Annotated in this window: 30 protein-coding genes; 13 read left to right on the top strand and 17 right to left on the bottom strand. The window is 36.2% G+C overall.

Annotated features, from left to right (window positions below; translation table 11 throughout):
• The first annotated feature begins 110 nt into the window (after positions 1-110).
• Together AAJG31_RS15205 and AAJG31_RS15200 are read left to right on the top strand one after the other, a co-directional pair.
• Entirely contained in the window at positions 111-1502 is a 1392-nt protein-coding gene (locus tag AAJG31_RS15205) for a PLP-dependent aminotransferase family protein (RefSeq protein ID WP_279493353.1), read from the top strand.
• Positions 1503-1506: 4 nt separating this feature from the next.
• Positions 1507-1998 carry an SRPBCC family protein gene (locus tag AAJG31_RS15200; RefSeq protein WP_233436270.1) on the top strand — a complete coding sequence of 164 codons (492 nt, stop codon included), beginning with the start codon at positions 1507-1509 and terminating at the stop codon, positions 1996-1998.
• Positions 1999-2042: 44 nt separating this feature from the next.
• On the opposite strand, the gene AAJG31_RS15195 is transcribed toward AAJG31_RS15200, so the two are convergent.
• The 3 genes from AAJG31_RS15195 to AAJG31_RS15185 form a co-directional block, all read right to left on the bottom strand.
• Complete coding sequence (locus AAJG31_RS15195) at positions 2043-2807, bottom strand: hypothetical protein (RefSeq protein ID WP_231595682.1); 765 nt, start codon at positions 2805-2807, stop codon at positions 2043-2045.
• A 70-nt stretch (positions 2808-2877) separates the two neighbouring features.
• The gene (abc-f, locus tag AAJG31_RS15190; protein WP_257961876.1) at positions 2878-4509 is read right to left on the bottom strand and encodes a ribosomal protection-like ABC-F family protein; all 1632 of its coding nucleotides are present in this window, start codon (positions 4507-4509) and stop codon (positions 2878-2880) included.
• Positions 4510-4840: 331 nt separating this feature from the next.
• Entirely contained in the window at positions 4841-5206 is a 366-nt protein-coding gene (locus AAJG31_RS15185; protein ID WP_054549664.1) for a hypothetical protein, read from the bottom strand.
• 132 nt (positions 5207-5338) lie between these two features.
• On the opposite strand from AAJG31_RS15185, the gene AAJG31_RS15180 reads away from it, so the two are divergent.
• The 3 genes from AAJG31_RS15180 to AAJG31_RS15170 all read left to right on the top strand — a co-directional run bounded on the left by AAJG31_RS15180 (position 5339) and on the right by AAJG31_RS15170 (position 7597).
• Entirely contained in the window at positions 5339-6229 is an 891-nt protein-coding gene (locus tag AAJG31_RS15180; RefSeq protein ID WP_054549665.1) for an endo alpha-1,4 polygalactosaminidase, read from the top strand.
• 71 nt (positions 6230-6300) lie between these two features.
• On the top strand, positions 6301-6783 hold the full coding sequence (locus AAJG31_RS15175; protein ID WP_196333044.1) for a DUF2243 domain-containing protein: 483 nt from the start codon (positions 6301-6303) through the stop codon (positions 6781-6783).
• A 13-nt stretch (positions 6784-6796) separates the two neighbouring features.
• Positions 6797-7597 (top strand): cytochrome c oxidase assembly protein, encoded by an 801-nt coding sequence (locus AAJG31_RS15170; RefSeq protein WP_115673128.1) that lies wholly within the window; start codon positions 6797-6799, stop codon positions 7595-7597.
• Between the two features lie 14 nt (positions 7598-7611).
• On the opposite strand, the gene AAJG31_RS15165 is transcribed toward AAJG31_RS15170, so the two are convergent.
• Complete coding sequence (locus AAJG31_RS15165; RefSeq protein ID WP_066037962.1) at positions 7612-8121, bottom strand: DNA-deoxyinosine glycosylase; 510 nt, start codon at positions 8119-8121, stop codon at positions 7612-7614.
• An 18-nt stretch (positions 8122-8139) separates the two neighbouring features.
• Complete coding sequence (locus AAJG31_RS15160; protein WP_066037961.1) at positions 8140-8934, bottom strand: DUF2268 domain-containing putative Zn-dependent protease; 795 nt, start codon at positions 8932-8934, stop codon at positions 8140-8142.
• 105 nt (positions 8935-9039) lie between these two features.
• On the opposite strand from AAJG31_RS15160, the gene AAJG31_RS15155 reads away from it, so the two are divergent.
• A complete protein-coding gene (locus tag AAJG31_RS15155) occupies positions 9040-9291 on the top strand; it encodes a hypothetical protein (RefSeq protein ID WP_259950507.1) in 252 nt (83 codons plus the stop codon).
• A 65-nt stretch (positions 9292-9356) separates the two neighbouring features.
• Here AAJG31_RS15155 and AAJG31_RS15150 read toward each other — a convergent pair whose 3' ends face one another.
• The gene (locus AAJG31_RS15150) at positions 9357-10091 is read right to left on the bottom strand and encodes a polysaccharide deacetylase family protein (protein WP_066037960.1); all 735 of its coding nucleotides are present in this window, start codon (positions 10089-10091) and stop codon (positions 9357-9359) included.
• Between the two features lie 271 nt (positions 10092-10362).
• Between AAJG31_RS15150 and AAJG31_RS15145 the strand changes: the two genes are divergently transcribed.
• The 4 genes from AAJG31_RS15145 to AAJG31_RS15130 all read left to right on the top strand — a co-directional run bounded on the left by AAJG31_RS15145 (position 10363) and on the right by AAJG31_RS15130 (position 12394).
• Positions 10363-10485: a hypothetical protein gene (locus AAJG31_RS15145; RefSeq protein ID WP_004231718.1), complete on the top strand. Its 123-nt coding sequence runs from the start codon at positions 10363-10365 to the stop codon at positions 10483-10485.
• Positions 10486-10667: 182 nt separating this feature from the next.
• Complete coding sequence (locus AAJG31_RS15140; protein WP_004231716.1) at positions 10668-10970, top strand: DUF1805 domain-containing protein; 303 nt, start codon at positions 10668-10670, stop codon at positions 10968-10970.
• 105 nt (positions 10971-11075) lie between these two features.
• The gene (locus tag AAJG31_RS15135; RefSeq protein ID WP_103118945.1) at positions 11076-11702 is read left to right on the top strand and encodes a DUF2238 domain-containing protein; all 627 of its coding nucleotides are present in this window, start codon (positions 11076-11078) and stop codon (positions 11700-11702) included.
• Between the two features lie 47 nt (positions 11703-11749).
• Positions 11750-12394 (top strand): SIMPL domain-containing protein, encoded by a 645-nt coding sequence (locus AAJG31_RS15130; RefSeq protein ID WP_048394056.1) that lies wholly within the window; start codon positions 11750-11752, stop codon positions 12392-12394.
• Between the two features lie 42 nt (positions 12395-12436).
• Here the strand turns inward: AAJG31_RS15130 and AAJG31_RS15125 are convergent, their stop codons facing one another.
• From AAJG31_RS15125 to AAJG31_RS15115, 3 genes are all read right to left on the bottom strand, one after another.
• Positions 12437-13084, bottom strand: coding sequence for a phosphoribulokinase (locus tag AAJG31_RS15125; RefSeq protein ID WP_054549670.1), 648 nt, complete (start codon positions 13082-13084; stop codon positions 12437-12439).
• Positions 13085-13144: 60 nt separating this feature from the next.
• A complete protein-coding gene (locus AAJG31_RS15120; RefSeq protein WP_054549671.1) occupies positions 13145-13702 on the bottom strand; it encodes a histidine phosphatase family protein in 558 nt (185 codons plus the stop codon).
• An 85-nt stretch (positions 13703-13787) separates the two neighbouring features.
• Positions 13788-14705: a DMT family transporter gene (locus AAJG31_RS15115; protein WP_103118947.1), complete on the bottom strand. Its 918-nt coding sequence runs from the start codon at positions 14703-14705 to the stop codon at positions 13788-13790.
• 118 nt (positions 14706-14823) lie between these two features.
• Between AAJG31_RS15115 and AAJG31_RS15110 the strand changes: the two genes are divergently transcribed.
• Positions 14824-16161 (top strand): PLP-dependent aminotransferase family protein, encoded by a 1338-nt coding sequence (locus tag AAJG31_RS15110; protein WP_103118948.1) that lies wholly within the window; start codon positions 14824-14826, stop codon positions 16159-16161.
• A gap of 74 nt (positions 16162-16235) precedes the next feature.
• Complete coding sequence (locus AAJG31_RS15105) at positions 16236-16478, top strand: hypothetical protein (RefSeq protein WP_004231701.1); 243 nt, start codon at positions 16236-16238, stop codon at positions 16476-16478.
• A 48-nt stretch (positions 16479-16526) separates the two neighbouring features.
• On the opposite strand, the gene AAJG31_RS15100 is transcribed toward AAJG31_RS15105, so the two are convergent.
• The 8 genes from AAJG31_RS15100 to AAJG31_RS15065 all read right to left on the bottom strand — a co-directional run bounded on the left by AAJG31_RS15100 (position 16527) and on the right by AAJG31_RS15065 (position 23516).
• Positions 16527-16685, bottom strand: coding sequence for a DUF1540 domain-containing protein (locus AAJG31_RS15100; protein ID WP_004231699.1), 159 nt, complete (start codon positions 16683-16685; stop codon positions 16527-16529).
• A 96-nt stretch (positions 16686-16781) separates the two neighbouring features.
• Positions 16782-17666 (bottom strand): AraC family transcriptional regulator, encoded by an 885-nt coding sequence (locus AAJG31_RS15095; RefSeq protein ID WP_048394047.1) that lies wholly within the window; start codon positions 17664-17666, stop codon positions 16782-16784.
• Positions 17667-17735: 69 nt separating this feature from the next.
• Positions 17736-18998 (bottom strand): erythromycin esterase family protein, encoded by a 1263-nt coding sequence (locus AAJG31_RS15090; protein ID WP_336623318.1) that lies wholly within the window; start codon positions 18996-18998, stop codon positions 17736-17738.
• A 12-nt stretch (positions 18999-19010) separates the two neighbouring features.
• Positions 19011-19748, bottom strand: a complete 738-nt coding sequence (locus AAJG31_RS15085) for an ABC transporter permease (protein ID WP_048394044.1) — start codon at positions 19746-19748, stop codon at positions 19011-19013.
• Positions 19748-20458 carry an ABC transporter permease gene (locus AAJG31_RS15080; protein ID WP_004231689.1) on the bottom strand — a complete coding sequence of 237 codons (711 nt, stop codon included), beginning with the start codon at positions 20456-20458 and terminating at the stop codon, positions 19748-19750. The genes AAJG31_RS15085 and AAJG31_RS15080 overlap by 1 nt, the downstream gene beginning before the upstream one ends.
• Entirely contained in the window at positions 20455-21366 is a 912-nt protein-coding gene (locus AAJG31_RS15075; RefSeq protein ID WP_257961863.1) for an ABC transporter ATP-binding protein, read from the bottom strand. Before AAJG31_RS15075 ends, AAJG31_RS15080 begins: the two co-directional genes overlap by 4 nt.
• 111 nt (positions 21367-21477) lie before the next feature.
• Positions 21478-22851: a HAMP domain-containing sensor histidine kinase gene (locus tag AAJG31_RS15070; RefSeq protein WP_279493363.1), complete on the bottom strand. Its 1374-nt coding sequence runs from the start codon at positions 22849-22851 to the stop codon at positions 21478-21480.
• Positions 22848-23516 carry a response regulator transcription factor gene (locus tag AAJG31_RS15065; RefSeq protein WP_279493364.1) on the bottom strand — a complete coding sequence of 223 codons (669 nt, stop codon included), beginning with the start codon at positions 23514-23516 and terminating at the stop codon, positions 22848-22850. Before AAJG31_RS15065 ends, AAJG31_RS15070 begins: the two co-directional genes overlap by 4 nt.
• 424 nt (positions 23517-23940) lie before the next feature.
• On the opposite strand from AAJG31_RS15065, the gene AAJG31_RS15060 reads away from it, so the two are divergent.
• On the top strand, positions 23941-24819 hold the full coding sequence (locus tag AAJG31_RS15060) for a LysR family transcriptional regulator (RefSeq protein ID WP_279493365.1): 879 nt from the start codon (positions 23941-23943) through the stop codon (positions 24817-24819).
• Positions 24820-24870 lie beyond the last annotated feature (51 nt).

Raw genomic sequence — 24870 nt, 5'->3', positions numbered from 1 at the left:
TATTCCCCCTCTTCGGTATTGGTAAGTACTTTATCATGATAAAATTGGTAACTGTAGAACCACTTTAAAGTGATTTTAAAGGTACCACTTTCAAATCGGAGGTATGTAAAATGTTATGGATACCTATAGATCGAGCATTAGATATTCCTTTAAATCGTCAAATCTATCAGCAAATACGGGAAAAAATTTTAAGTGGACAACTTCAGGCAGGAGAAAAATTAGTATCAACACGAGAGCTTTCAGTAGAATTAAAAGTATCAAGAAATGTCATATTAGAAGCTTATGATCAGTTACTTGCCGAAGGATTTTTAATTGCACGAAGAGGAGCTGGTACATTTGTTGCAGAAGGCACATTGTTACCACAACAGACCAAACCTCTTATTACAAATAAAGCAGGAGATCCAATAGTAGGGAAAGAGGTTGTAAACTTACGCTCGGGTATTCCAGCACTCGACTTGTTTCCTCGTAAAACTTGGGCGAGGATAAGTAACCAGCTATGGCACGATAGTGAGTCCTCCATATTAGGATACGGGGTTCCAGAGGGGCGCATAGAATTAAGGCGTACTCTTGCCCACTACTTATTAAGGACAAGGGGCGTTGAATGTCATCCAGAGCAAATTATTATTACATCTGGTGCGACACAGGCAATGATGCTTGTGTCGAGATTATTGCTGTCATCTAATGATATTGCTATTATGGAAGATCCTATAACGAATGATATTCAAACTATCTTTAAAGCTTCTGGTGCTACCATTTATCCGGTACCAGTAGATGATTTCGGGATGAAAACAAGCCTATTACCAGATAATATAGATCCTAAACTTGTCTTTCTAACTCCCTCTCATCAATTTCCTTTAGGAAGTACCTTACCTATTCAGCGTAGAATTCAATTAATTGAGTATGCTAGAAAGAATCATTGCTTTTTAATAGAAGATGATTATGATAGTGAGTTTCGCTACGAAGGGCCACCTGTTAGCTCTTTACAGGGCCTAGATCCAGAGCTAGTTCTCTACATCGGTTCTTTTAGTAAAATTCTCTCTCCCGCATTAAGAATAGGATACATTATCCTTCCAACACAGCTTACTGAAAAATGCCGTCAATTAAAATGGTTTACGGACTTACATACACCTTCCTTAGACCAGCTTATCCTTTCTCGCTTTATACAGGAGGGCTATATGGAAAGACATATCACAAAAATGAAGAAGTTCTATAAAAGCCAACGTGATTTTCTGATTCAATGTTTACAATCCACTTTTTCACATAACATAAAAATATTTGGCTATTCTACAGGTATGCACTTAGTTGCAGAATTTGAGAAGATTGATTTTACCCGAAACTTATTAGTGAAAATAGAACAATTTGGTGTAAAGGTTTACCCAGTAGAGGATCATACAATTAAAAAGGGAAAATATAATAACAGATTGATTATTGGCTATGGTCATTTACAAAAGCATGAAATTGAACTAGGCATCACTAGACTTTTTCAAGCAATTTATCATTAGGAGGATGTCTGTGCTAGCTACTATTGAAAAACAATCAAATTACCATATTGCTACATTCAAACGGCCATTACTATATTCAATAGATGCCGTTTGGGCCGCTATGACTAACAATGAAAACCTACAAAAATGGATGAGTAATTTAGAAATCATTGAGCTACGTAAGAACGGGAAAATACATTTTAATATGAATGATGGAACAGGTAATTTTGAGGAAATAACCATCACAGATTATGTTGAGAAAGAAGTATTAGGATTTGGTTGGGGAACAGATACGGTGAGATTTGAATTATTTTCTACTGAAAAGGGTTCTTTATTGGTATTAGTGGAGACACTTCAAAATCTGACAGAGCATACACCGAAGGATTTAGCAGGATGGCATATTTGTCTTGATATGTTAAAAGATCTACTAAATGGCGTTGACCATCAATATTTCCCAATGGATGAATGGCAGCAAAGATTCAGCGAATACCAAAAAATGCTGAATAGTATAAAGTAAAATAATACAAAAAATCCTAGAGCAGCATTACTCTAGGATTTCTATTATTGATAAAAGGCTGTAGCAATTGCTAGTGCTTTTAAAGGATCTTTGATTGAATCCAGTGTGTAAACAAGCTTTTCATCCTGCCACACAATTAAATTACCTGATTGATAGACATCTAGCTGAGCCATGCCATATTGCCTTGGAATAGGCAGCATGTGGTTTTCTAAATACGCTACTGCCTGCTTAGCAAGTTTGACACCTGCATCAGGATTATCAGTTCGTGTATGAGTGGCAATTGCCCATCGCCCTTCGTTCCAACCAGTCCATAATGAACCAGCGCCTGCATCTTGATAACCTTTTATATTGTAACCAAGATCAACCTCTTGCCCGCCATTTTGATTAAAATTATCAAATGCTATCTGTGTGCTTGCACCTTCCACACTTTTATATTTCTTGACCAGCAATCTTCCAATAACAGTCGCTGATTTCTTTAATCGAATATCGTTAATTGGCATATTCTCTTTGCTCTCATAAAAAATAACTTCAACCTGGTCGCCCTGTGTTCTTGCTGTAGCTGATAAAAATGTACCCTCTGCAATAGGTAACGTTGTTGGCATTTTTATTGGAACATTGAAATGTATCTGCTCCTTTATTTGTTGAAGAGCTTCAGTTGCTTGAACCGTATCAATTTGATCATTATTAGACAGTGCTACAGATGTACTTGTTTCAATCTCATGTTCTTGTGCATTCTTATTTCGTTCAGCACAAGCACTTAAGCTACAAATGCTTAACAATAAAAAGAGAAATACTACCTTTTTCAACATGTTAACCCCCATTTAAGAAATGCCTTCTCTCCATATTTTCCCCTGAAAAAGGTTAACTTAAACGCTTCAGCTATCGAAGTTCATTGATGCGCTTCGTCAGCTCATTAAACTTCTGATCAAGCATGGTGTAGTCCTTATCTTTTACTGTTAGAAAGCTCAGTTTGCCTAAAATCTCTTGTCTTTCCGTTTCAAGCTTTAAACGGAGAGCCGCTGTATCATCCACTTTATTCGGTGTGACTTCTGTCCACTTTTTCTTGATGTGCTGACCGTGAAGCTCCCAAACACTGTTCGTGACTTTTTCTAGAAAGTATCGATCATGTGAAACGACAAGCAATGTTCCATTATATTGAGTAAGAGTATGCTCTAACTGCTCACGAGAAGGTAGATCAAGATGGTTTGTCGGCTCATCTAAAATAAGAACATTTTTATCCTCTAAAATATAAGCCATCAGCTTACACTTTACGCGTTCTCCCATACTCATTTTGCCTATGGGAGATGTCCAATGTGTCAGTGTAAACCCTAAATTCTTCATCAAGTTGCGCACTTTAGCACGCTCTTCAAATGTCTCTTGATAAAAATATTGCTCTGGTGTCTGATCAAGTGGTAAATCAAATACTTCCTGTGTCAGATAACCAATGTTTGCAGCTGGTGATACCCATACTTCACCCTCAGCTTCTAGCTTGCCTAAAAGAACTTTTAAAAAGCTTGTTTTCCCACTTCCATTCTTTCCTGTTATAGCTATCTTATCTCCAAATTGAGCCGTAATATTCACATCGTTAAATAGTATGCGTTCACCAAATTTTAAAGATAAATGCTTGATTTCCAGTAAGCGCTTGCCAACTCGTTGATTCGTGCCTAAAGAAAAACGAATCTCTGCTTCTGGCTCCACTGCTTCCACTCTTGTCTTCGCAAGTTCAGCCTCTAATCGCTTTTTCTTAGATTTCACCTGAGAATCTAAACGCTTTGCTTTCACACGATGGTACTCCTTAAAACCTTCCAGTTTTGTTGACTGGGCGTGGCCCTTTTGTGACCAAGACGTCAGTTCCGACATTTGAGCCTCAATTCGTTCAATGTTTTTTTGCTGCTTCTCGTAGGCACGTTGCTGTGTTAATCGTCGGTGTTCCCTATCAGCCATGTAGCTTGTATAATTGCCATCATGTTCAATCAGGCTTTTTTCCTCAATAGACCAGATTTTTGTGGCAACCTTATCTAAAAAATAGCGATCATGTGATACCACGATGATTGTCCCCTTATAGTTTTGTACTTGTCTGATGAGGAATGCGGTACTTCGTTCATCTAAATGATTCGTTGGTTCATCAAGTAATAAAATTTGAGCATTCTGGGAAAAACCTTCTGCAAGACGCATTTTCAGCTTTTCACCCCCACTTAACGCTGCAAATGACACATTAGGTACCTGCCACTTAGCCAGCAGATCAGCTTCTCTTGCGGATACTTCTAGTTTGTCAAAATGAGCTAGCTCCTGTTCAACAAATGTAATTTTTAAAGCCTGTGCTCCCTGAATTACTCCCATAGTTGGTGATAATGTACCTTGAATCAATTGTAATAATGTCGATTTCCCAGCACCATTCCTCCCTATAATGCCGATGACTTCGCCTTTTTTTACTGTGCCTGTCACATGCTCAAATAACAACATATCCTTTATTTCATAACGTACATCCTGTAATTTTAAAAGTTCCTTCATACTATCCATCCTCTCCAGTTGGAGGGACAAAAAAATCCCTCCAATTCATTTGGAAGGATTAGTCGCTACAATATCATACACAAATAAGCTCCAAAATTATTGTGAAAACAAGCTTTGGAGTAGCTAAATATCGGCAGTGGTTTGCGAATATAAAGCAATTATTATGAAAAATGGGCAGACTAATCCTATTTTTGTTGTTCGTGAAATATAAAATTTCCTATACAAAAATTAAGATTAGTTATTCATTAGCCACCCATCTTCCCTTCATTCATCGTTATCGTCATTGTAACATCATTTTTTTAAAAATAAAACTCCATACCTTGAGCTAAGTCTATCTAAAACATTCATAGGAACGAATTTGGTTTCTAGAAATGGTACGGAAATACCAGCCATATCTTCGACTCCATCTAAAGCCAGCAATGATTTCCCTTCCTACAGCTGTTGGGAAAAACCAAAAACTTCTACCACTATTCATCCAAATATACGTATTTCTAAATAAACAGGAGCGTATACCACTAGAACCTTCTCGCCAAGCAGGAATTGGTGGTGAAAAACCTGGTGGTGTACTCATTGGCATTTGTCCTGCGGGAGGGGGGCCGAAATGAGTTGGCCCAAATGACGTTGTTTCAAAATCATTATAACCTCCCCAACCACCAGGTCTTCTAAAATTATCTTCTCTAAATGGATTATTATACACACAAACCCTCCTTTTACATTATTCAATATATGTAAAAGGGCGATTCACCGTTGAGCCATTGCCCATTTACCAAAGGTAACCTAGTTCCTATTATTGTATAATGGAAGGAAAATCCTTCAAAAAGGAGTACTTATGAAAAAATTATTGATACTCTTATTAGCCCTGCTTATCGCAGGTAGTATGTGGATGCTGCTTGCTAAAAATTCAGTCTCTTCTTCCATAAATATTCAAGCAAAGCTTGCTGATGTGAAAGATTACACATACTACTTAGATAAAGGCAACGATGCCATTGGCAAGAGCATGACGAAGTTAGATTTAGTGATTGTAGAACCTCTTGAAATGCAGCAAAAGTATATCGTCAATGCTCAAAAAAGCGGTACTTTAGTGTACGGCTATATTAATGTGATGGAAGCAGACAAATGGAATACAGCACTCTATCAACAATTAAAGGAAGAAGATTTTTATCGAGACAAACAGGGTGAAAGAATGTATTTTGCCAAATGGGATTCTTTTTTAATGGATTTGACTTCTACGCACTATCAAGACATTTTGCTAGCAGAAATAGAGCAGCAAATTGTTCAGAAAGGCTTAGACGGTGTGTTTTTAGATACGGTTGGTAATATCAATTCCTATTTACCTGAAGATGAACAAAAGTGGCAAAATGAAGCCATGTTATCTTTTATCCAACAAATCAAAAAACGACATCCAAATATATCTGTTGCTCAAAATTGGGGATTTCAAACACTCGCCGATTATACAGCACCATATATTGATTTTATTATGTGGGAGGATTTTTCGTATCCTGTGGTAGGAAAAGATAAATGGTCACTCGATATGATGCAACAGCTTGTCCACATACGCAATAAATTTGGTACACAGGTGATGGCAATTGGTTTTGAAGAAGAATCAAAAAGCCGTGCATTAGCTGAGAAGCATCATTTCAAATTCTTTTACAGTCCTGCTGGTTCTTACTATAATAGCTGGCAATCATCCTTACTTCCCTCTGACAAACGACTGTTTTGAGGGATATTTGTTTAAGAGCTCATCTCAGGGGTAGACTAAAAGAAAATCAGCTTGAGGTGATAGGATTGGATATGACCAATATGTATGAAGAACAAAAACATCAGCATGAAAATCGCTTTCAATATAAGCAGCGTAACATGTGGACTGGGATTTTATTTGGGCTTGGGGTTGTTGCATTTATAGATGAGGTGATTTTTCACCAATTATTACACTGGCATCATTTCTATGATAAGTCTACAGCAGCTATTGGACTAGTTTCAGATGGTTTATTTCATGCATTCAGCTTTTTTGCTACCATTGGATCTGCTTTTTTATTGGCTGATCTAAATAGAAAACATGGGTTTTGGCTAAAAAGATGGCTAGGCGGTATTTTTCTTGGAGCAGGCTCATTTCAGCTTTACGATGGAATTATACAACATAAATTCATGAAACTTCACCAAATTCGTTACAATGTTGAAATACTTCCCTATGATATCGTTTGGAACATATTGGCGGCGCTATTAATAATTATCGGTATTGTCTTACTGCTCCAAACAAATCAAAAAGATCAATAGGAGGTGGCGCATCTTGCATTCTCACGATGTTCATGCTCAAAACTTTCCTATTATGGTTCAGCTTCTACTGGCCTTGCCATTTGTTCTAGCTCTTATAGGCTATATCCTCGCTGTTATTATTTCGAATCAACATAAAAAACAATGGCCTCATTTCCGTACTATCTGTTGGATTGTTGGAAATGTCTGTGCTCTGATTACATTAATCGGCCCATTGGCTGCTCTTAGTCATATTCATTTTGACGCACATATGATAGGACATTTATTGCTTGGCATGCTGGCACCATTACTTATGGCTTTAGCAGCACCAATGACTCTGCTGTTAAGAACCTTACCAGTAAACAGGGCACGTATTCTCTCTCGACTACTAAAAAATCCGTATGTTCGTTTTATTCGTCATCCAATTATTGCATCTATTCTAAATGTAGGAGGCCTATGGTTACTCTATACAACCTCACTTTTCAATTTGATGCATGAACATATACTATTGTATGTATTCATTCATCTCCATATTTTTCTAGCGGGTTATTTGTTTACTATTGCCTTTATTTATATTGATCCTACTCCACATTCATACTCTTATGTTTTTCGATCCCTTACATTAGTAGTAGCATTGGCTGCTCATGCCATATTGGCAAAATTTATTTTTGCAAATCCGCCTCATCATGTACCATCCACTGAGGCAGAACTAGGTGCTAAGATCATGTACTACGGTGGAGATGCTATTGAAATCCTTCTTGTGTATATTCTCTTTTATCAATGGTTTAAAAGCACAAGGAATAGTATTCAACCCAAAGCAGCTACTTCATCACGCTAATCTCGCCCTGTTGATTAGGTTAAATAGGATTGGATAATCTGCCAGTCCTCTAGCTTTTCAGTGAACGTTTTAATATTTTTCCCTGGTATTGGACTTGTTGATGGCATTTTTTTATAGGCTCGTCCTTCTAGAAGCCCTAAGCCAATATGCTTTTTAAAAACCTCAAATGCTTTCGCTCCATTAAAAAGCACTAATTGAATATTAGGGTATTGTTCAAAAAGGGTTTGAAAATCATTGGGCTTTTCATTGCGTATCGCTGCATCTAAACTTCCTTCACGTTCACAAGTTGCAATCGTGTCCCAAAGACCGATTGCATTGTTTTTTAATAAGGCTATTCTCTCTGTATAATCATTTGGAATCGCTATCTGTAATAACTCACCCATAATAGGCCAAAAGTGATTGCGTGGATTGCCATAGTACTGCTGTTTCTCTAACGATTGTTTTCCTGGCATGGATCCAACAATGAGCACCCTTGTTGATGAGTCTACAATTGGTAATAATATATTTTTTAATTCATTGGACACAACAATCACTCCTTTTCTCTATTGTAGCGGAAAATTCGAACCAGTAAGTAAATCTTGGCTTGAAATGAATAAGGGATGTTGGCATAAATGGTTCATTTTATACGACTGCACAATTTTGTAGCCTATACAGTAGCCTATCCAAGGTGGAAGGGCCCCCCCGTATAGAAATGGATGATGTTGTTTGATTCCTTGAAGTTGTAAATTCGGTAAAAAATGATGCTCCCATAAAGCTAAAAGTTCTTTTTCTGAGTAGGATTGTAACCAAGGAGCAATCCACCTTTCTCCGTATAAATCTTTCACCGCATCTTCTGCTAAGCCTTCTAAAATGAGAGAATCCAATAAAGTCATATCATCTAAAGTTTTTTTTAATATGTGTATACGACAAACATGGTTATATTCATGAGCAAATAATGCTTGAAGCTCCTGCTTTTCTAAATCACCCACAAATAAAAAAAGCGAATGAGGATAAGCGACACCATTTTTATTGGTTATCGTTTGCTGCTGAGTAATTGGGAAAATATAAATTGGTATTGATGGGCCATTCCATTTCCTCTGTAAGTATAGGAACTCCTGCTGTACACTGGCCCATACTTTTTGCCTCTTTAATTTTTCAACATCGACTTCCTCATGAGGTAAAAAAAGACCCTGTTGCTGTAATGTATAGTGAATTTCTTCTGGAAGCCCATCTCGAAATAGTTTGACTAATCGACCGCAAAGAATCGAGCATTGTAAGCTTGTTCGCTCATCCTTTCTAGTTGATTTTCTAGCACTTACAAATTCATCTAACCACTTATCCGTTGACACAACTGCCATATTATCACCTCTTCACAGCATATGTCTTGAATAGACAATCGGCTAGTGATAAATGCATCAAATCGCATATATTAGCTTGTAATGACAATGAAAGGAGGGATATGTGTGAATCCAGCTGATGCTTATAGTCTTTGCTGTAAATATCATGGTAAACGTGTTCGAATCTCGGATTCATCTGGTAAAGTACATGTTGGAGAAATCACAAGGGTAGATAGAAGACAGGTATGGATTCTACCTGATAGAAGATATAGTGGTTATGGTTTAGGGTTTTGGGGATTTGGAGGAGAAGGTTTTGGCTATGGAATTGCTCTAGGAACAATTTTAGGTATTGCGCTAGCTCCAATTATTTTCTTCTAATTCAAACCTTTTATTTAAGTGAAAAAGAAGCCATTTCAAACATTCTTGAGATGGCTCATTTTTCATTATTGAACTTGTTCTTGTTGCTGTTTGCTTTCAATCAGCTCGGATATTGTAACAAATGTGTAGCCTTGCTTTTTTAATGCAGGTAGTATTTCTTCTAGTGCTTGAATTGTTTGTGTACGGTTCCCGCCACCATCATGAAATAAAATAACATCTCCAGGCCTTGTTCCCTTCATTACCTTTTGCACAATTTTCCTTACACCAGGCTCTTTCCAATCTTGCGTATCCTGATGCCAGGACCACATTACTACCTTATAGCCGTCCTTAACAGCAGCATTAATCATAGCATCCGTGTAATTTCCACCAACGGGACGGAATAAAACTGGGGAAAAACCAGTAATACTATAAATCGTGTCATTTGTCTGTTGAAGCTCCTCTTGCAATTTTTTGATGGAAACTTTAAATGGATGTGTATACGTATGATTTGCTAATTCATGGCCTTCTGTATAAGAACGTAAAACAAGCTCTGGATATTTTTCTGCATTTTTTCCAATAATAAAAAAGGTGGCTTTTGCATCATATTTTGCTAATAAATCTAGCACAGCAGCTGTGTATTTAGGATGTGGACCATCATCAAAGGTGAGTGCAACAATTTTATCCTCTGTTTTGATATCCCAAACAACTTCACCTGTCTCCTCATAATAAGGACGACCTCTATCTGCGTAGCCTTCCTGCACTAAAAATCCCGAGATGATTAAAAAGAAAACCATAAAAATGAATACGTAATTACGTGTCATAGCATCACCTCCCAAGTCCGAAATCACAGAACTCCGTCAACTTACTATTTACGAATTACCCGGAAATATACTTGTGAAGGATTGTCTGTTTTCTCCTTTTAATTATTTCAAAAAAATTTTAAACGTTCTTTATAATTTTGAACAATATGTGAAAATCTTTGAATAGTACTTTATTTTTTTATTTATTGATGTAAAATTAAATCAAATCTGATATATAACAGTTATTATAAATATATAAATGTTATGCAACACAATAAAGGGGATGACATATATGTGGATTATTACAGTATTTGAAGAAAACACTTATCGCATGTTTGAGTATAGTTCTAAACGTGAGGCAACAAATGCATTACATAAATTTAAAGAAACTGCTTTGCTTTCTTATACAAGATAAGAAAGGATAAAAGGAATCTATTCATTTGAGTAGATTCCTTTTTGTTAAAAAGTACCTCCGATGCTTCCCCTAATTCCTTTCATCCTTATACATCTAGCAACATATTTAGTTTTTTTTTCATGAAAATGTCGAACACCTTGCTAGCCTTCACCATATGTATATAGAGAAAAGGAGTGATTTCAATGGTGACAATTGAACCTATTATGATTAAAGGGCATTTCTTCACTGCAGTAGTTGTTCAATTACCTAAAACAACATTACTAACGATTTCTAATGATACAGGCTACATTATGTGTGGTGCTTTAGATGTCGGCCTATTAAATAGTCGCTTAGTTGATCGAAAAATTATTGCTGGTCGTGCAGTAGGCGTGAAAACAATTGACGAGCTATTAACAGCTCCATTAGAATCTGTAACATATGAAGCAGAACAGCTTGGTATTACAGAAGGAATGACTGGTGTAGAGGCACTTTTAAAAATGATCTAATTGGCTAAAAAAGCGTCAACTAGACGCTTTTCTTTTTTGTTTGCTAACTATTTGAATAAGCAATTTCCCCATTTCCCATACTGTTGGACAAAGGGAGTTGTTAGTATGAATAGTAGGCAACATGTTAAAATACACGCCACATTACTTATTATTGTTTTAATTGTTTTCATCTGGTCTGTTATAAAGCCGTCCTCCTATTTAGATTGGCTAGCTGAAGTTAGTCCTGGAATTGTGGCAATAACAGTCGTTGTTTGCATTTATCATAAATTTCGCTTTACCACATTTTCTTATTTTATTATCGCTCTCTTGTCGATCCTGACATTTATAGGTGGGCATTATACCTATTCGGAAGTCCCTTTTTTTAATTGGATAAAAGATGAATTTCATTTACAACGTAATCACTATGATAGGTTTGGTCATTTTTTAAAAGGTTTATTAGCCATCGTAATAAGGGAAATACTAATCAGGAAAACACCACTTACAAAAGGAGCTTGGCTTACAGGTATTACGATCAGTATTCTGCTCGCAATTGCTGCTTTTTATGAAATCATTGAATGGTTAAGCACAAGAATCTCGAAGGGAAGTAAAGGAGCAAAGGATTTTTTAGGCATGCAGGGAGATAAATGGGATGCACAATGGGACATGTTTTTAGCCTTGCTGGGAGCTATTTTAGCTTTACTTCTATTCACAAAGCTCCATGACAAATTTTTAAAAAGAATAAACAAATCATAAATATTTTTGCATAGCATGATTATATAACCTATGAAAGGTGGTATTAGATGTACTATGCACAGGTCAATCAACAAACACATCATCCATCACGTACTATGATTGTAATCGGCTATGGACAGGTAATGGCTACACCAAGCTCTGTACAATTACAAATTGAAGTCCAAACACAGGGCAACCATGTACAAGGTCCTCAACAGGAAAATGCGGCAATCATGAATGAAGTTATGCAATCACTTATCGCACTTGGTATTCCAAGAGAACAAATTCAAACTGCTAGTTATACAATCACACCACTATATAATTTCGAAGATGGCAAACAAATTTTTAATGGCTATGAAGTAGTCAACGCCATTTCCGTCAACGTTTCGGATACCAATGATTTGGGCTTAATCATTGATACGGCTGTAGAAAATGGGGCAAATCGAATAACCAATATTCAGTTCAAAATGGACCATACCGATGCTTACTATCAGCAAGCATTAAGTTTAGCGCTACAGAATGCTCAATTGAAGGCGAAAACAATAGCAGAAACTATGCACCTGCCTTTGCAGCCACTCCCTGTAGAGATTGTGGAAGAGCAGGCTAACACACCTATCCTTTATCGCTCTATGGCTGTATCCTCGGGAATCACGCCTATAGAACAGGGACAAATTGCTATTGATGCTACTGTTCGTGTGAAATTTCAATACTAAAGTTAGGAGCCTTCCGCTACTCAAAGTGCAGAAGGCCCTCATTTATTTTACAAGTGTATTTTTTTCAATAAGGATTTCATCATCCTGAGTTTTAATAACCATATCAAAATGTTGGCAATGTGGATGCATAAATAATTCATATTGAATACGTCGCTCATCATGTGATTGTTTTAAATAATTTATATCTGTCCCTCTTTCAAGCACATCACGATCTGATCTTCTTTTAAGTTCTGTAGCCCCATCCGTATAAAAATAAATCTTTAAATCGAATAACTGCGGATCTATAAATGCTACACACATTCCTTCTACTATCGTGATCTGTTTTTTTGAAGAAATTAATGCACTTTTCATATAATGTGTATCGATTGTCATTAAATCGAGTCCTTCTCTTATCATCTGAACATCTCGCTCCAATGATGGTAGATGATGAGCAGCGGGATGACAAGCCGTCATTTTAAAACGATGATGCTCATTTTGATATGTATATTCAAGTATTGATTGTTTGCGAATATCCGAATCCACAATATACGGATCAGTATTTAAATAATTCACTTCATCTTGATCTAAAGCATGTATAAGTTTTTTGGCAAATGTCGTTTTTCCAGCAGCTCCATGACCAGAAATGCCGATTATGATTTTTTTATCAGCTTGTTTAACCCATCTTAAAATTTCTTTTAATATCGTCTCCATCATACTCTCCTTCACTATAAAAGGTATGGCAAGAAACAATTCCTACCATACCACTTAATATTAGCCTTCATTATACGGGGAATCCCATATTCGCTCTATCATTACTCCATTATGCTTAGGGCTTAGTAGAAAAACATCTGGGTTGCTTAAATTTTTCCAACAGTGAAAATCAACATCCTTATCATAATACTTCAATAGCAAAGAGATGATATTGCCATGACTCACAATTAATGTATTATCAACATCCTGAGCAAATGCATCTTTTACAAGGTCTACAATTCGATGCATCGCTTCATTACTGGATTCTCCACCATCATATTTTAAATCCATATCAACAAATGTCGCCTGTAATTTTTCGTACCAATCTGGAAAATCTCTAGTACTTAAAAGCCACTCCGAAAGACGTTCATCAATTTCAATCTTCATACTTTCTCTGCTACTTAATGGTTCAATGGATTGGATTGCTCTTAAGAAAGGGCTAGATACAATTCGATCAATTTTTAGATTCTTGAAAAATTCAGCTAAACTATTTGCTTGCTCTATTCCCTTCTGCGTTAAGGGTGCATCTAGTGATTGTCCTTGTGCTAGACAATGTCTAATAACATAAATTTTCCCCATAAAAACCTCCTAATTTAGAAAGTCATTTATAAACGATTATTATACCCCGTTTACTAAATAGCTCAGATTTAAATGTTCCTATTCATTATCTCACTTGTTCTACATTTTTCCGCCCAAAATAATTCGTCCCTATCACACCAATAATAATCATGATGCCACCAATAAGATGATATAGATGGAAATCTTCCTGTAAAAATAAGACCCCTGCCAAAATAGTAATAAGTGTTGCAAAATTGCTAAAGACACTCATTTTAGATGCTTCCAATTTAGATAAAGCATAATTAGATAAATAGGATGTACCAAGTGAAGATAGTATACCTAAATATAAAATAGCGAAGACAAAATGAGCATGTGTTAATGGCTTAAAAAATTCATTGAGTGTTCCATTCATCATATGACTTCCAAGAGCCATTCCATTAAAAATAACAAATCCACACAATGTCATGACATATGTTAATGCTAGTAAAGAATATTTCTTGGTAAGCCCTCTAGCAAAAATATTATAAAGTGATGTCGCAATCGCTGATAGTAAAATAAATCCACTTCCTATGACATTTCCTATAGTAGTATTTGCTCCATTCATCATTAACAGATAGATGACACCAAGTACGGACAAACTTACAGATACAAGTTGACCCCGAGTAGCTTTTTCCTTTAACAATAAACCTGCCAATGCTAATGTAAAAATAGGAATTGTCGCTTGAATAATTCCCGCCTCTGATGAGGAAATTTTAGCAAGTCCAAGCACTTGAAACGTAAAAAAAGCAATTGGATACAAGATGGCTAACGGTAATATTTTTAGTAGGTCCTGCATGTTCATTATTAGCTTATTTTTTGTCATTACCATGATTATAACAATACCGATGAATGCAAAAGTAAAACGATGTGCAAGTATATCAATAGGACTTGCTACAGTCAACGTAACTTTCACAAACATAAATGAGAGCCCAATGACAAATGCATAAATTATTGCTGCTATATAGGCATTTCTATTTTCTGACATAGGATCGTACTCCTTCTTTAAACATTCCGGCCGGTATAGTTATCGTATTAAATAGAGAACTTATTGACGATATAAAAAAAACACATCTGTACCGATACAGATGTGCTGGAGGTTATGTATGCTTAAATACGAATGGATTTATTCTCAGCTCCTGACTCAGATCCAAACAGGCTCACTTCAAGCAGGGGCAAAACTCCCCTCGATTCGCCAGTTATCACAGCAATTTTCCTGTAGTAAGAGTACGATTTTAGCATCTTTAAAAAAACTGGAGGATCAGCATCTTATCTATTCAATGCTTAAAAGTGGCTACTATGTTGTTGATCATCAACTGCCCATACAACCAAAAATGAAAAATTACATAGATTTTGCTACATCTTCGCCCAATTGGCATGCATTCCCTTATCAAGATTTTCAGCATTGTATTAATAAGGCCATCGACACATACCAAGCAGATTTATTTAGATATGGGACACCAAAAGGCCTACCGTCATTAATAGCGGAAGCAAAAAAACTATTAACAAGCTATCAACTGTTTACAAAGGAAGAAAATATTTTCATTACTTCAGGTGTCCAACAATCTCTATCCTTGCTAAGTATAATGCCCTTTCCAAATGGTCGCTCAACGATCTTAGTGGAACAACCTAGCTATCATTTGTATATGGATTATTTAAAAACCTATGAACTTCCGGCAATGGGCATCAAAAGAACAACGGATGGCATTGATTTAGATGAACTAGAAAACATTTTTAGTAAACACGACATAAAGTTTTTTTATACGATGCCACGTCTGCACAACCCTCTAGGAACTTCCTATAGTAAAAAAGAAAAGGATTCAATACGAAAACTTGCCTATAAATATAATGTGTATATAGTTGAAGATGATTATTTAGCGGATTTTGAGCAAAATACAAAAATAGATCCCCTATTTACGGAGGATACACAGGATCGGGTTATTTATTTAAAAAGCTTTTCTAAAATTATGTTTCCTGGCTTACGTATCGGACTTGCCGTATTACCAAATGTTTTGATTAATACCTTTCAACAGTATAAAAATACCACTGATATTGATAGCTCCATGATCTCCCAAGCTGCATTAGAGCTCTACTTGAAAAGTGGTATGTTTGAACGTTATCAGAAGAAAGTCAGTGAAGCTTATGCAAGCCGAGCAAATCAACTTCAACAATCTATAGCAACTCATCTGGCAGACTATCAATCCTCTAAGGAAATCTGTATGCATAGCCATATCATTCTACCGAGACAGGTGAATACTTCTAAGATTATTGATCATTTGGCACAACAAAATATTTTGTTAGATCCTATTAAACGCAATTATTTAGATGCATTTTATCGGGAACGTATTATCAAACTAAATGTATCGAATATAGACGAATCCAAGATTGATGTTGGCATAAGGGAAATTGCGCTAGCCCTTCATAACATGAGCAATTATTTCTAAAGCACATTATTCATGAAACCTTATTGTAGCTCATATAATTAGACATCATAAATTGGTTCAATAAGGAGGATTCAATGCAATCTGAGAAATTGCGACTAAGGAAGATTCAACGTCTTGCATATGAAATTATGGATGAGATGCACAAAGAAAAGCATCGCACAGAGATGCACAAATTAATTCCGATTATTGATAACTTGTCGCGGGCAATTGGGGATTTAACAGATTCTGTTGGTAAATACTCACTGGATTATGTAGAAGAAAAAGTAAAAAATGCCCATGCTCTTTTATTTAACAAAGAAAAGGTAGATATTTATTAATAAAGACAGGGAAAAAGGGTAACCATATACATGGCTACCCTTTTGGCATTAATGCGTTTCAGGTTCGAATGTTTTACAGTCTGTTTCCTCACTGTTGGAAGCATGTTGTCCCTTTTGGCTGACAACATAAATTTTTTCAGCTGTGCATTTGTTACCAGAATCCCAAAATGTGCAGTTATTGACTTCACAAAGAATTTCTTGTGCCATCGTCTCACACCTCCTCCTTGTTATCTTTAACAAATTAGAGGTAATCAATACGTTATTCAAAAAAGTCATCTCGCACTTTTGTCAGTGCTGTCTGATTCACTCCATACTGAAGTCTAGATTAGTAGGATGATTTGATAAATGTTCCTGCGTAAGCATATTTGTTGAGGGTACCTTGTTGTCAACTTCTTCAAAACGGAAGCCATCTGCCCAGACTTTACCCGAACCAATTAGTAACACACCAAAATAAATGGAATTACCTTCTTCAGGTACGTCTAAGACAATAGAATAATGATTCCATTCAGTAGAACCTGTCACAGGGCGTTGATCCATATTATCAAATTGAATCGTATCACCTGTACCATTGTCAATACGCATCCATGCACCACACTTTGTAGCATCTGCCGTCTTTAAGTAGCATGACATTTTCAAGCGTTTCCCTTTATAGTCAGCTGCCTGAAAACCCTGCATCATTGTAGCAAATTGACCATGATTTGCTGAGGCAGTTGTGGAATACAATACTCCTGAACGCTTCCCTGAATGAAATACCTTGTCATCTGTATGAAATTTATACAATTCGGGATTAGCACCACTCAACACCCAACCTTTAACCTGTTCAACTGTTTCCATGTAATGTTCCTCCTCCATCATATTTAATGATTGCATTACTTTTCGATACTTCCCTGGTGGTAAAGCATAAACTTCTTTAAAGGCTCTTGTAAAAGCCTCTTGTGATTGAAACTGAAGTGTTACAGCAATCGTTAATATCGATACATTAGAGTACATCAAATAACTCGCTGCCATAGCTAGCCGACGTATACGAATATATTCACCAATCGTAATTCCCGTTTCTTGCTTAAAAATTCGGCTTAGATGGTACTTCGAATAGCCAGCAGTATTAGGAAGACATTCAAAAGAAATTTCTTCCATCAATTGCTCCTCGATATAGGCAATAGTTCTTTGTGTCGCTTGACTATACTCCATGTTACTCACCTCATCTTTATCATAATGGAGAAGGAAACAGATTTTTTGATGGAGGTTGCTAAATTTAGCTTAATCAATTATTTTTGTTGGTGTTGCTTCTTGCACAACGATGAGACCATCATAAGCTTCCTTAGGTGTCATTTTAATGGTGTACAGCATTTGTGTCAGCTTATACCACGGACGAAAATCATCGCCGATATTGCCCATTCTTTGCTTTTTGGAAAGAATATTCGCCAGCTCCTTCGATTGTTTGGCAGCTTCAAAATCCACATAAAAGATGTTATTATCAATGTCACTAAAGGCATCCACTAAAGCATTGTGATGCTTAATCGTATATTCCTTTCGTGCTCCAGACCCATTTTGTGCCTGGAATGTATTTTTCACAAAGTCTGTGCCAATCGCAAAATATTGATCTTTATATATCTCACTTAAATAATGCCCCATCGATTGATAGCCTGCCATCGTAGCAGAAGTTTTCTCAATATGACCATTATGAGCAGACATTAATACTTTATCATGACCTTGTGTTGCTTCATATTCAACAATCCATTGTAAATTTTCAGCTAAATATTCGTCCCGTAAATTCATATAATTACCATCATTTAAAAATAATTGCGTACGCTGCTTCATAATTTGCGCATATTGAACAGCAAATGCGAATTCATCCTTTGAAGATTTTTTCTCATACATCGCTTTGTTTGATTGTAAATCGTTGATTATTGTATCAATGGTTTTATCAAGCTCAAGTAGCTGACTATCCGATAAATCTCTCATCGTTTTGTTGGAAACATGCTCTAGCTTAGTCGTGAATTTTCGTGCATTGTCAGCATGTACCTTGGCGTAAAAATCAAGTAACCCCTTTTTGCTGTAATCATAGCGTTGCATATCATTTCCATAAAAGTAAATTTTATCTTGAACATCAACTGTCTGATTATAGTCATGCATCCACTGCACAAACTCTACCATTTGTTCTGTTTTGTAGATGCCATAGTCTAACGCTTTTATAGCTTCCTCCGCCGTTCCGACACCGTTTTCGATAAATTGATTTATCTGCTGGGCCCCACCAAAATCTCCTTCTAAAACGAAAACATGGACATTTTCATTTTTTATCATCGCTTCAAATACATCTTTTTTTAATGTTTGAAATTCGATATTACCATGTGTTGCTTCCCCAAAACCAATAATTTTTACATCATCAGGAATGTTGATATCTTTAATTTCATTCGTATATTGTGCGGCATCTTTTACGGCCTCTCTCTGTCCACATCCTACTAAAGCTACTAATAGCATCGATGCAGTTAAAAAACGTAAGCTACGTTTCAGCATTCTCATTCTCCTTTTAGCTTAAATAGATTTTCGCTGGAAATAGTAATATCCTCCGAGGAAAAATACGATGAATCCGCCACCTACTACGGTTAACAATTGCTCCCACGGTACAAAGAATACATCGTCTGTATTGCCCCCTATATACATCATCGAAAAGGGTTGTGCCCAAGGATAATACGGACCAATTCTTTCAGAATTCACTGCTAAAATTGATGGTAAAGTAAATATGACATTAACAGCAAATGGAGCAGCAAAGCTTTTAAACATAATGGACATCCACAATTGCAAGGCTACTAATGGCAATGTCGCTACCCAGCCTCCTACTATGCTTTTCCAAACAATCTCCATAGGAAAAGAATCTGTATAGCCTTTTACCATCCCAACAGCAAAGACCGAGCCTAAATACAATATCTGCATTGCTAAAACAAGCAGCATAATCAATATGTATTTAGCTACAAATACTTTCCCTCTTGTTACTGGTAATGCTAAAAGTTGCTTCCATCCACCAGACTGATGTTCATACCTACAAATAAGACTGGTAAAAACACCAGAAATAAGAGGTAAAAATAATAGAGCATATGTTAAATTCATCGAAAATAACGATATATACCACTCATTGATTTCAATCCCCTGCATGTTGTCCTCTAAATTAGCGGATAGTCCTATAAAAAGTCCAATCATGGGTCCTGCTAAAATAATTGGTACCATTTTTGATTTACGTAACTTAAACCACTCAGCTTGAAGTAAAGCAATCATTATTTCACGTCCCTTCTTGCAAAATCAACCATGCCGATAATATAGAGTAAGATACCAATTCCTACGCCTAATAAGACATTGATCATCGGTTCATTCCATTGGTTCATCAATGATGGCCATTTCCATATCATCCAATCTGGAAGAACATAGGAAGAATAGGCAAAAATCACCCCAAAAATGCCTACAGTTATAGGAATCCCTTGATTATGACTTACACTCGCTATCCACAATTGAAGTGCCAAGATAGGTAATGCTGCAAAAGCAGGGAAATAACTATATTTGGCTAGCTCCATGTAAGGTACCGTGTCACCTAATTCTAAAAACAACCCGTAGCTCAGCGTAAAAAACATTAATAACGTTGAGGCGAAGAATAGTAAGATAGCTAACAACGTAAATTTAGACAAATACACGGTTAATTTCGAAACAGGTAATGCAATGAGCTGCTTCCAAGCATTGGTCTCATTTTCAATGCTTGCTATGAATGACGTAAGAATGGCAATACCCAAGACTATGGCAAGCGGTGTAAATGAATGCACATTTAATAAGAAATAGCCCCAATCATCCTCACTTTGCTGTAAGAGATAATCCTTTCTTACTCCATAATTGACCATTTGCAGAGCAACCACCCCTAAAGGGCCAATAAGCGTTAGAAGCCATAATCCTTTACGTTTGATTTTTAAGAAGTCAGCAGTTAATAGCTTTCCCATCATATCCCCTGTTCTCCCATCGTCATTTGGAGGAATATATCCTCCAATGAACGTTTCTCTTCCTCGACTCGGAATACCGATATACCTTCCTGAACAAGAACTTGGACAATATGAGCAACCTTTTCATCCGAGCACTCTTCTAAGAAAATCACACCACCCTGATAATCTGCCTTAATACCATTTGCTAATAAGAAGCGCCATCCTTTTTCACCATTGTTTACTTTAAAGGTAACCTTTGGTTGGGCAAATCGACGCATAGCCTCAATAGAATCTTGGAAAATTAATTTCCCTTTCGAAACAATCCCAACTTGTGTTGCCATTTGATCAATCTCTGATAATAAATGGCTGGAGATTATAATGGTCATGCCATATTCCTCTGGTAATCTTTTAATTAAATTACGAATCTCTATAATGCCTGAAGGATCTAGGCCATTCGTTGGTTCATCTAAAATAAGTAATTCAGGACTATGTAGTAAAGAAGCAGCAATACCAAGACGTTGCTTCATTCCTAAAGAGAAACCTTTGACCTTTTTATGGGCAGCTTCCTTCAAACGGACAATTTCCAAAACTTCATCGATCCGAGTTTTCGGTACACCTAGTATTTTTCTTAGTGCCTCTAGATTCTCATATGCTGTTAAATGTGGATAATAAGAAGGGTTTTCCACCAACGAACCAATCTTAGCTAAAATTTGGATACGTTCCTTCGTAATATTCTTTTCAAAGACTTTAATTGTTCCAGAAGAGGGCTTCATTAAACCTAGAAGCATTCGAATTGTAGTCGTTTTACCTGCCCCATTCGGACCTAAAAATCCATATATTTCACCTTTGCGTATTTGCAAGTTCAAATTTGATACAGCTTGCTCTTTTCCAAAGCGTTTTGATAAGTTTTGTGTTTGTACGATATATTCCAATGTCCTCACCTCTTTAACTATCTTAAAAAGGGAAGTTTAAAAAAAGGTATGGGCTAAGTTTAAATTTTGTTTAAAAAATCATTTCTATTATAAAAAAAATCTGCGAAGCATTTATTTCTCAAGCTTCGCAGATTTTTTTATGATAATTTTAGTACCAGAGTGATCGGAATGGATATCCCATTCAAGATGCATGCCCTTTATCATGACATCAACAATTGACAAGCCGATTCCGGCGCCCTTTGCATTCGACTCATTTTTCATCCCTTGACCATGATCCTCAACAATAAATGCTGTATAACACGCCGTCGATTCGGTTTTCACACTTATATATTTACCACTATTCGCGTGGCGCAGTACGTTTTGGAAAATATTATCAAATACTCTCCCTAACCATAATGGATCAACACGCCATTCAACAGGTTCAAATGACTGTAGCTCAATATCGATTGTAAAACCTTCTCGCTCGAAAACTGGATACCATGTCGTTAGATGTTCCCTTACAAATCGGATAACATTGATGTCTTTCGGTTCAAATTTATATTTACTTGCCATAAGCAGTGTGTAGGACATCAAATTTTCAATTAAAGCATCAATATTCACTATGGATGTGTCCATAGCCTTTAATGCCTGCTTCCCTTCCTCAGATAACGCTTCTTTGCTAATTGTATAGGATTGAGCTCTTACCTTCGTTAAAGGTGTCCGTAAATCATGTGATAAATTAGCAATCAGTTCACGTCTTAGCTGTTCTTCCTTCTGTTGACGTTGTTTACTGTCTCGCAGTTCACAAACCATTCTGTTAAAACTATGCTCCAATTGCCCAATCTCATCTCGTTTTTTCACCTGAATTTCAATAGGTAGACCATCTACATCACGTATTTCCATCGCCTCTTGCAGATGTAAGAGTCTTTTTCGAATTCCCTTGAAAAATAAAAGCGAAACTATAATAAAAAATAAAATAACTGCAATAACACCAAAAAATAAAAAGTTACCATAGTTATCATAGACCTTTATAAGTGGAGGATTAAATGCTACCCTTGGAATCTCTAATACAATAAAGCCATTTGATATATCATCACCTAAGAAGGCAATAACAGTAAATGGATCATCTCCATAACGTTCTTTTATAAATTGAGTTGTATAGGCTGGTGTCCACTTTGCTGGTAACTGATCCTTCACATTCCATGTAGTCAGTAAGTTCCCCTCTTCACTTACCCAAAACATAGAAGCCGTAGGAAATTGCTCTTGCCACTTTTGAAATAACTGCGTAATCGCATCATCTGTTGCATTGGTCATATTTTTAGCCTGTGCATGCCATTGCTCTTCAATATCACTTTCTACAAGTACTCCACTTGAAAAATCTCCTGTCCCTGTCTTTGTAATGCCTAATACGAAAATAGCAACACCCAGATAGGAGATTTGCACAATAGATATGGCTAATATAATAATGAGCATATATTTCGCTAATAATGATCGAAAAAATTTCATTGTTTCACCCTATAGCCAATGCCTCGGATTGTTTCAATAATCATAGGCTTTGCAGGATTGATTTCTATTTTTTCTCTTAAGTAACGAATATGCACCATGAGTGTTTTATCACCTTCTATATAGCTCTCACCCCAAACACCCTCATAGAGTTGTTCCTTCGTTAAAATTTGATTTAAATGACGAATAAAATACTGTAATAAATAAAATTGTTTTCCTGTCAAAAGAATTTCTTCTTCATCAATCGTATTGATTATTTGCATATCTTTCGTATAAATTTTAAGGTGCTGCAATGTCAGTACATCATCACTTTTTTGATATCTTCTTAATAATACTTCCAGTCTTGCTACGAGCTCATCAGGGTGAAATGGCTTTGTTAGATAATCATCAGCAAAATGCAGCCCTTCAATTTTATCTTCAACAGCTGTTCGTGCTGATAACATTAGAATTGGCAGGTCTTTATTTTCCCGTTTAATTCTTTTACCTATGGAGAAACCGTCCAATCCAGGTAGCATCACATCCAATATAGCAAGATCTTTTGAGTTAATATGTTGCTCAAGCCCCTCCCCTGATTCCAGCCATGTCACGTCATAACCTCGTTCAGTTAATTCCTTGCTTACCCATTGTCCGATTTCTTTTTCATCTTCTATGTACAATATACGAATCAATGTTCATCCTCCTTGATACATTTAACTAAAATTAGAAATTTATAATTTCCATACATGGTTATTATAGGGGAACTGTTAATTATTTTCTTAGGAAATTCAAAAACGTTGATTTATTGAAAAAAGCAACTAATAAAAGTTGCTCTTTTATAGTATACGTTGCTACTTTATCAACTGCTTCAAATTCATTTAGAAAGGTGTAGGGAATCGGTATTACAAGGCAAGCCCCAAAGCATGCAAGAATCATATACTCCTAAGTTGAATTATTTTTTCATCGACGTTGCTCGCTTCACATTTAGGTGCTCGAAAAAAGAAACTTTACTTCTTTTTTCTTTGATAAATATGCTAACATGGCCCTAACTATATTAAAAATATTAGAGAAATATAATTTACTTAGGTTTTACCTATAATAGAGGGGTGTTTATGTTTGGATATAAGACAACTACGCTATTTTATAGCAATTGTGGAGGAAAAAAAGATTTCTGCTGCGGCTGAAAGGTTACATATTTCTCAACCACCATTAAGTCAGCATTTAAAAACGATGGAGGAAGAACTCGGTTCAAAGTTGGTAGAAAGGAGCGGCAAGTATTTTGAAGTAACTGAAGCGGGAAAGACATTATATAAATATGCGTTGCAGGTTGCACAATTAATGGAAGAGGCAGAAGCAGAGGTTAAGGATATTGGATTAGGCCTTCATGGTCGATTGACATTGGGCATTAATACATTTTCAGTAATTGAGCTACCTCAATTACTACAACAATTTCAACAATATTATCCAAAGGTGACTTATAAAATTCAACAAAACGAATCTTCTTATCTATGTAAATTAGTAAGGGACCGTATTGTAGAACTTGCCATCATTCGCTTACCTTTAGAATTAGATGATTTCTCTGTTCTTCATATGTACACTGAACCATTTTACTTTATACAATCCAAAAAATTCGACTTCTTAGAACACGATGTATCTTTAGCTAACATACAAAATTGGCCAATCCTTTTACCAAGCACTGAAGGCTTAGGCGTACATTATTCGATATTAGAAGCATTTTCTCGCTTCCAGTTGCAGTCCCACATTGTTGGAGAATGCTCAGATACGACACTGCTAATGAACTTGATCGCTGCTGGCTTTAGCTCCTCTATCGTACCTGAAACTATTTTAAAGCAATATGGAGATTTACCACTTCATGCATACAAAATTCCATCAGCAGAATTATCCACCTCAGTAGGACTCGTATGGCTGAAGAATCATTATTTATCTAAAGCCGCTCAAAACTTTGTGGATTTAATGAGGAAGTATTATTGTTAACGATTAATAAAAAAGAGAACAAATTAGAAACGTTAGTTTGCTCTCTTTTTG

This window comes from Lysinibacillus sp. BS3 (assembly GCF_039614735.1).
In the GTDB taxonomy this organism is placed as follows: domain Bacteria; phylum Bacillota; class Bacilli; order Bacillales_A; family Planococcaceae; genus Lysinibacillus; species Lysinibacillus capsici.
The sequence above is the reverse complement of the archived record's forward strand: the minus strand, read 5'-3'. Positions and strand labels throughout refer to the sequence as shown.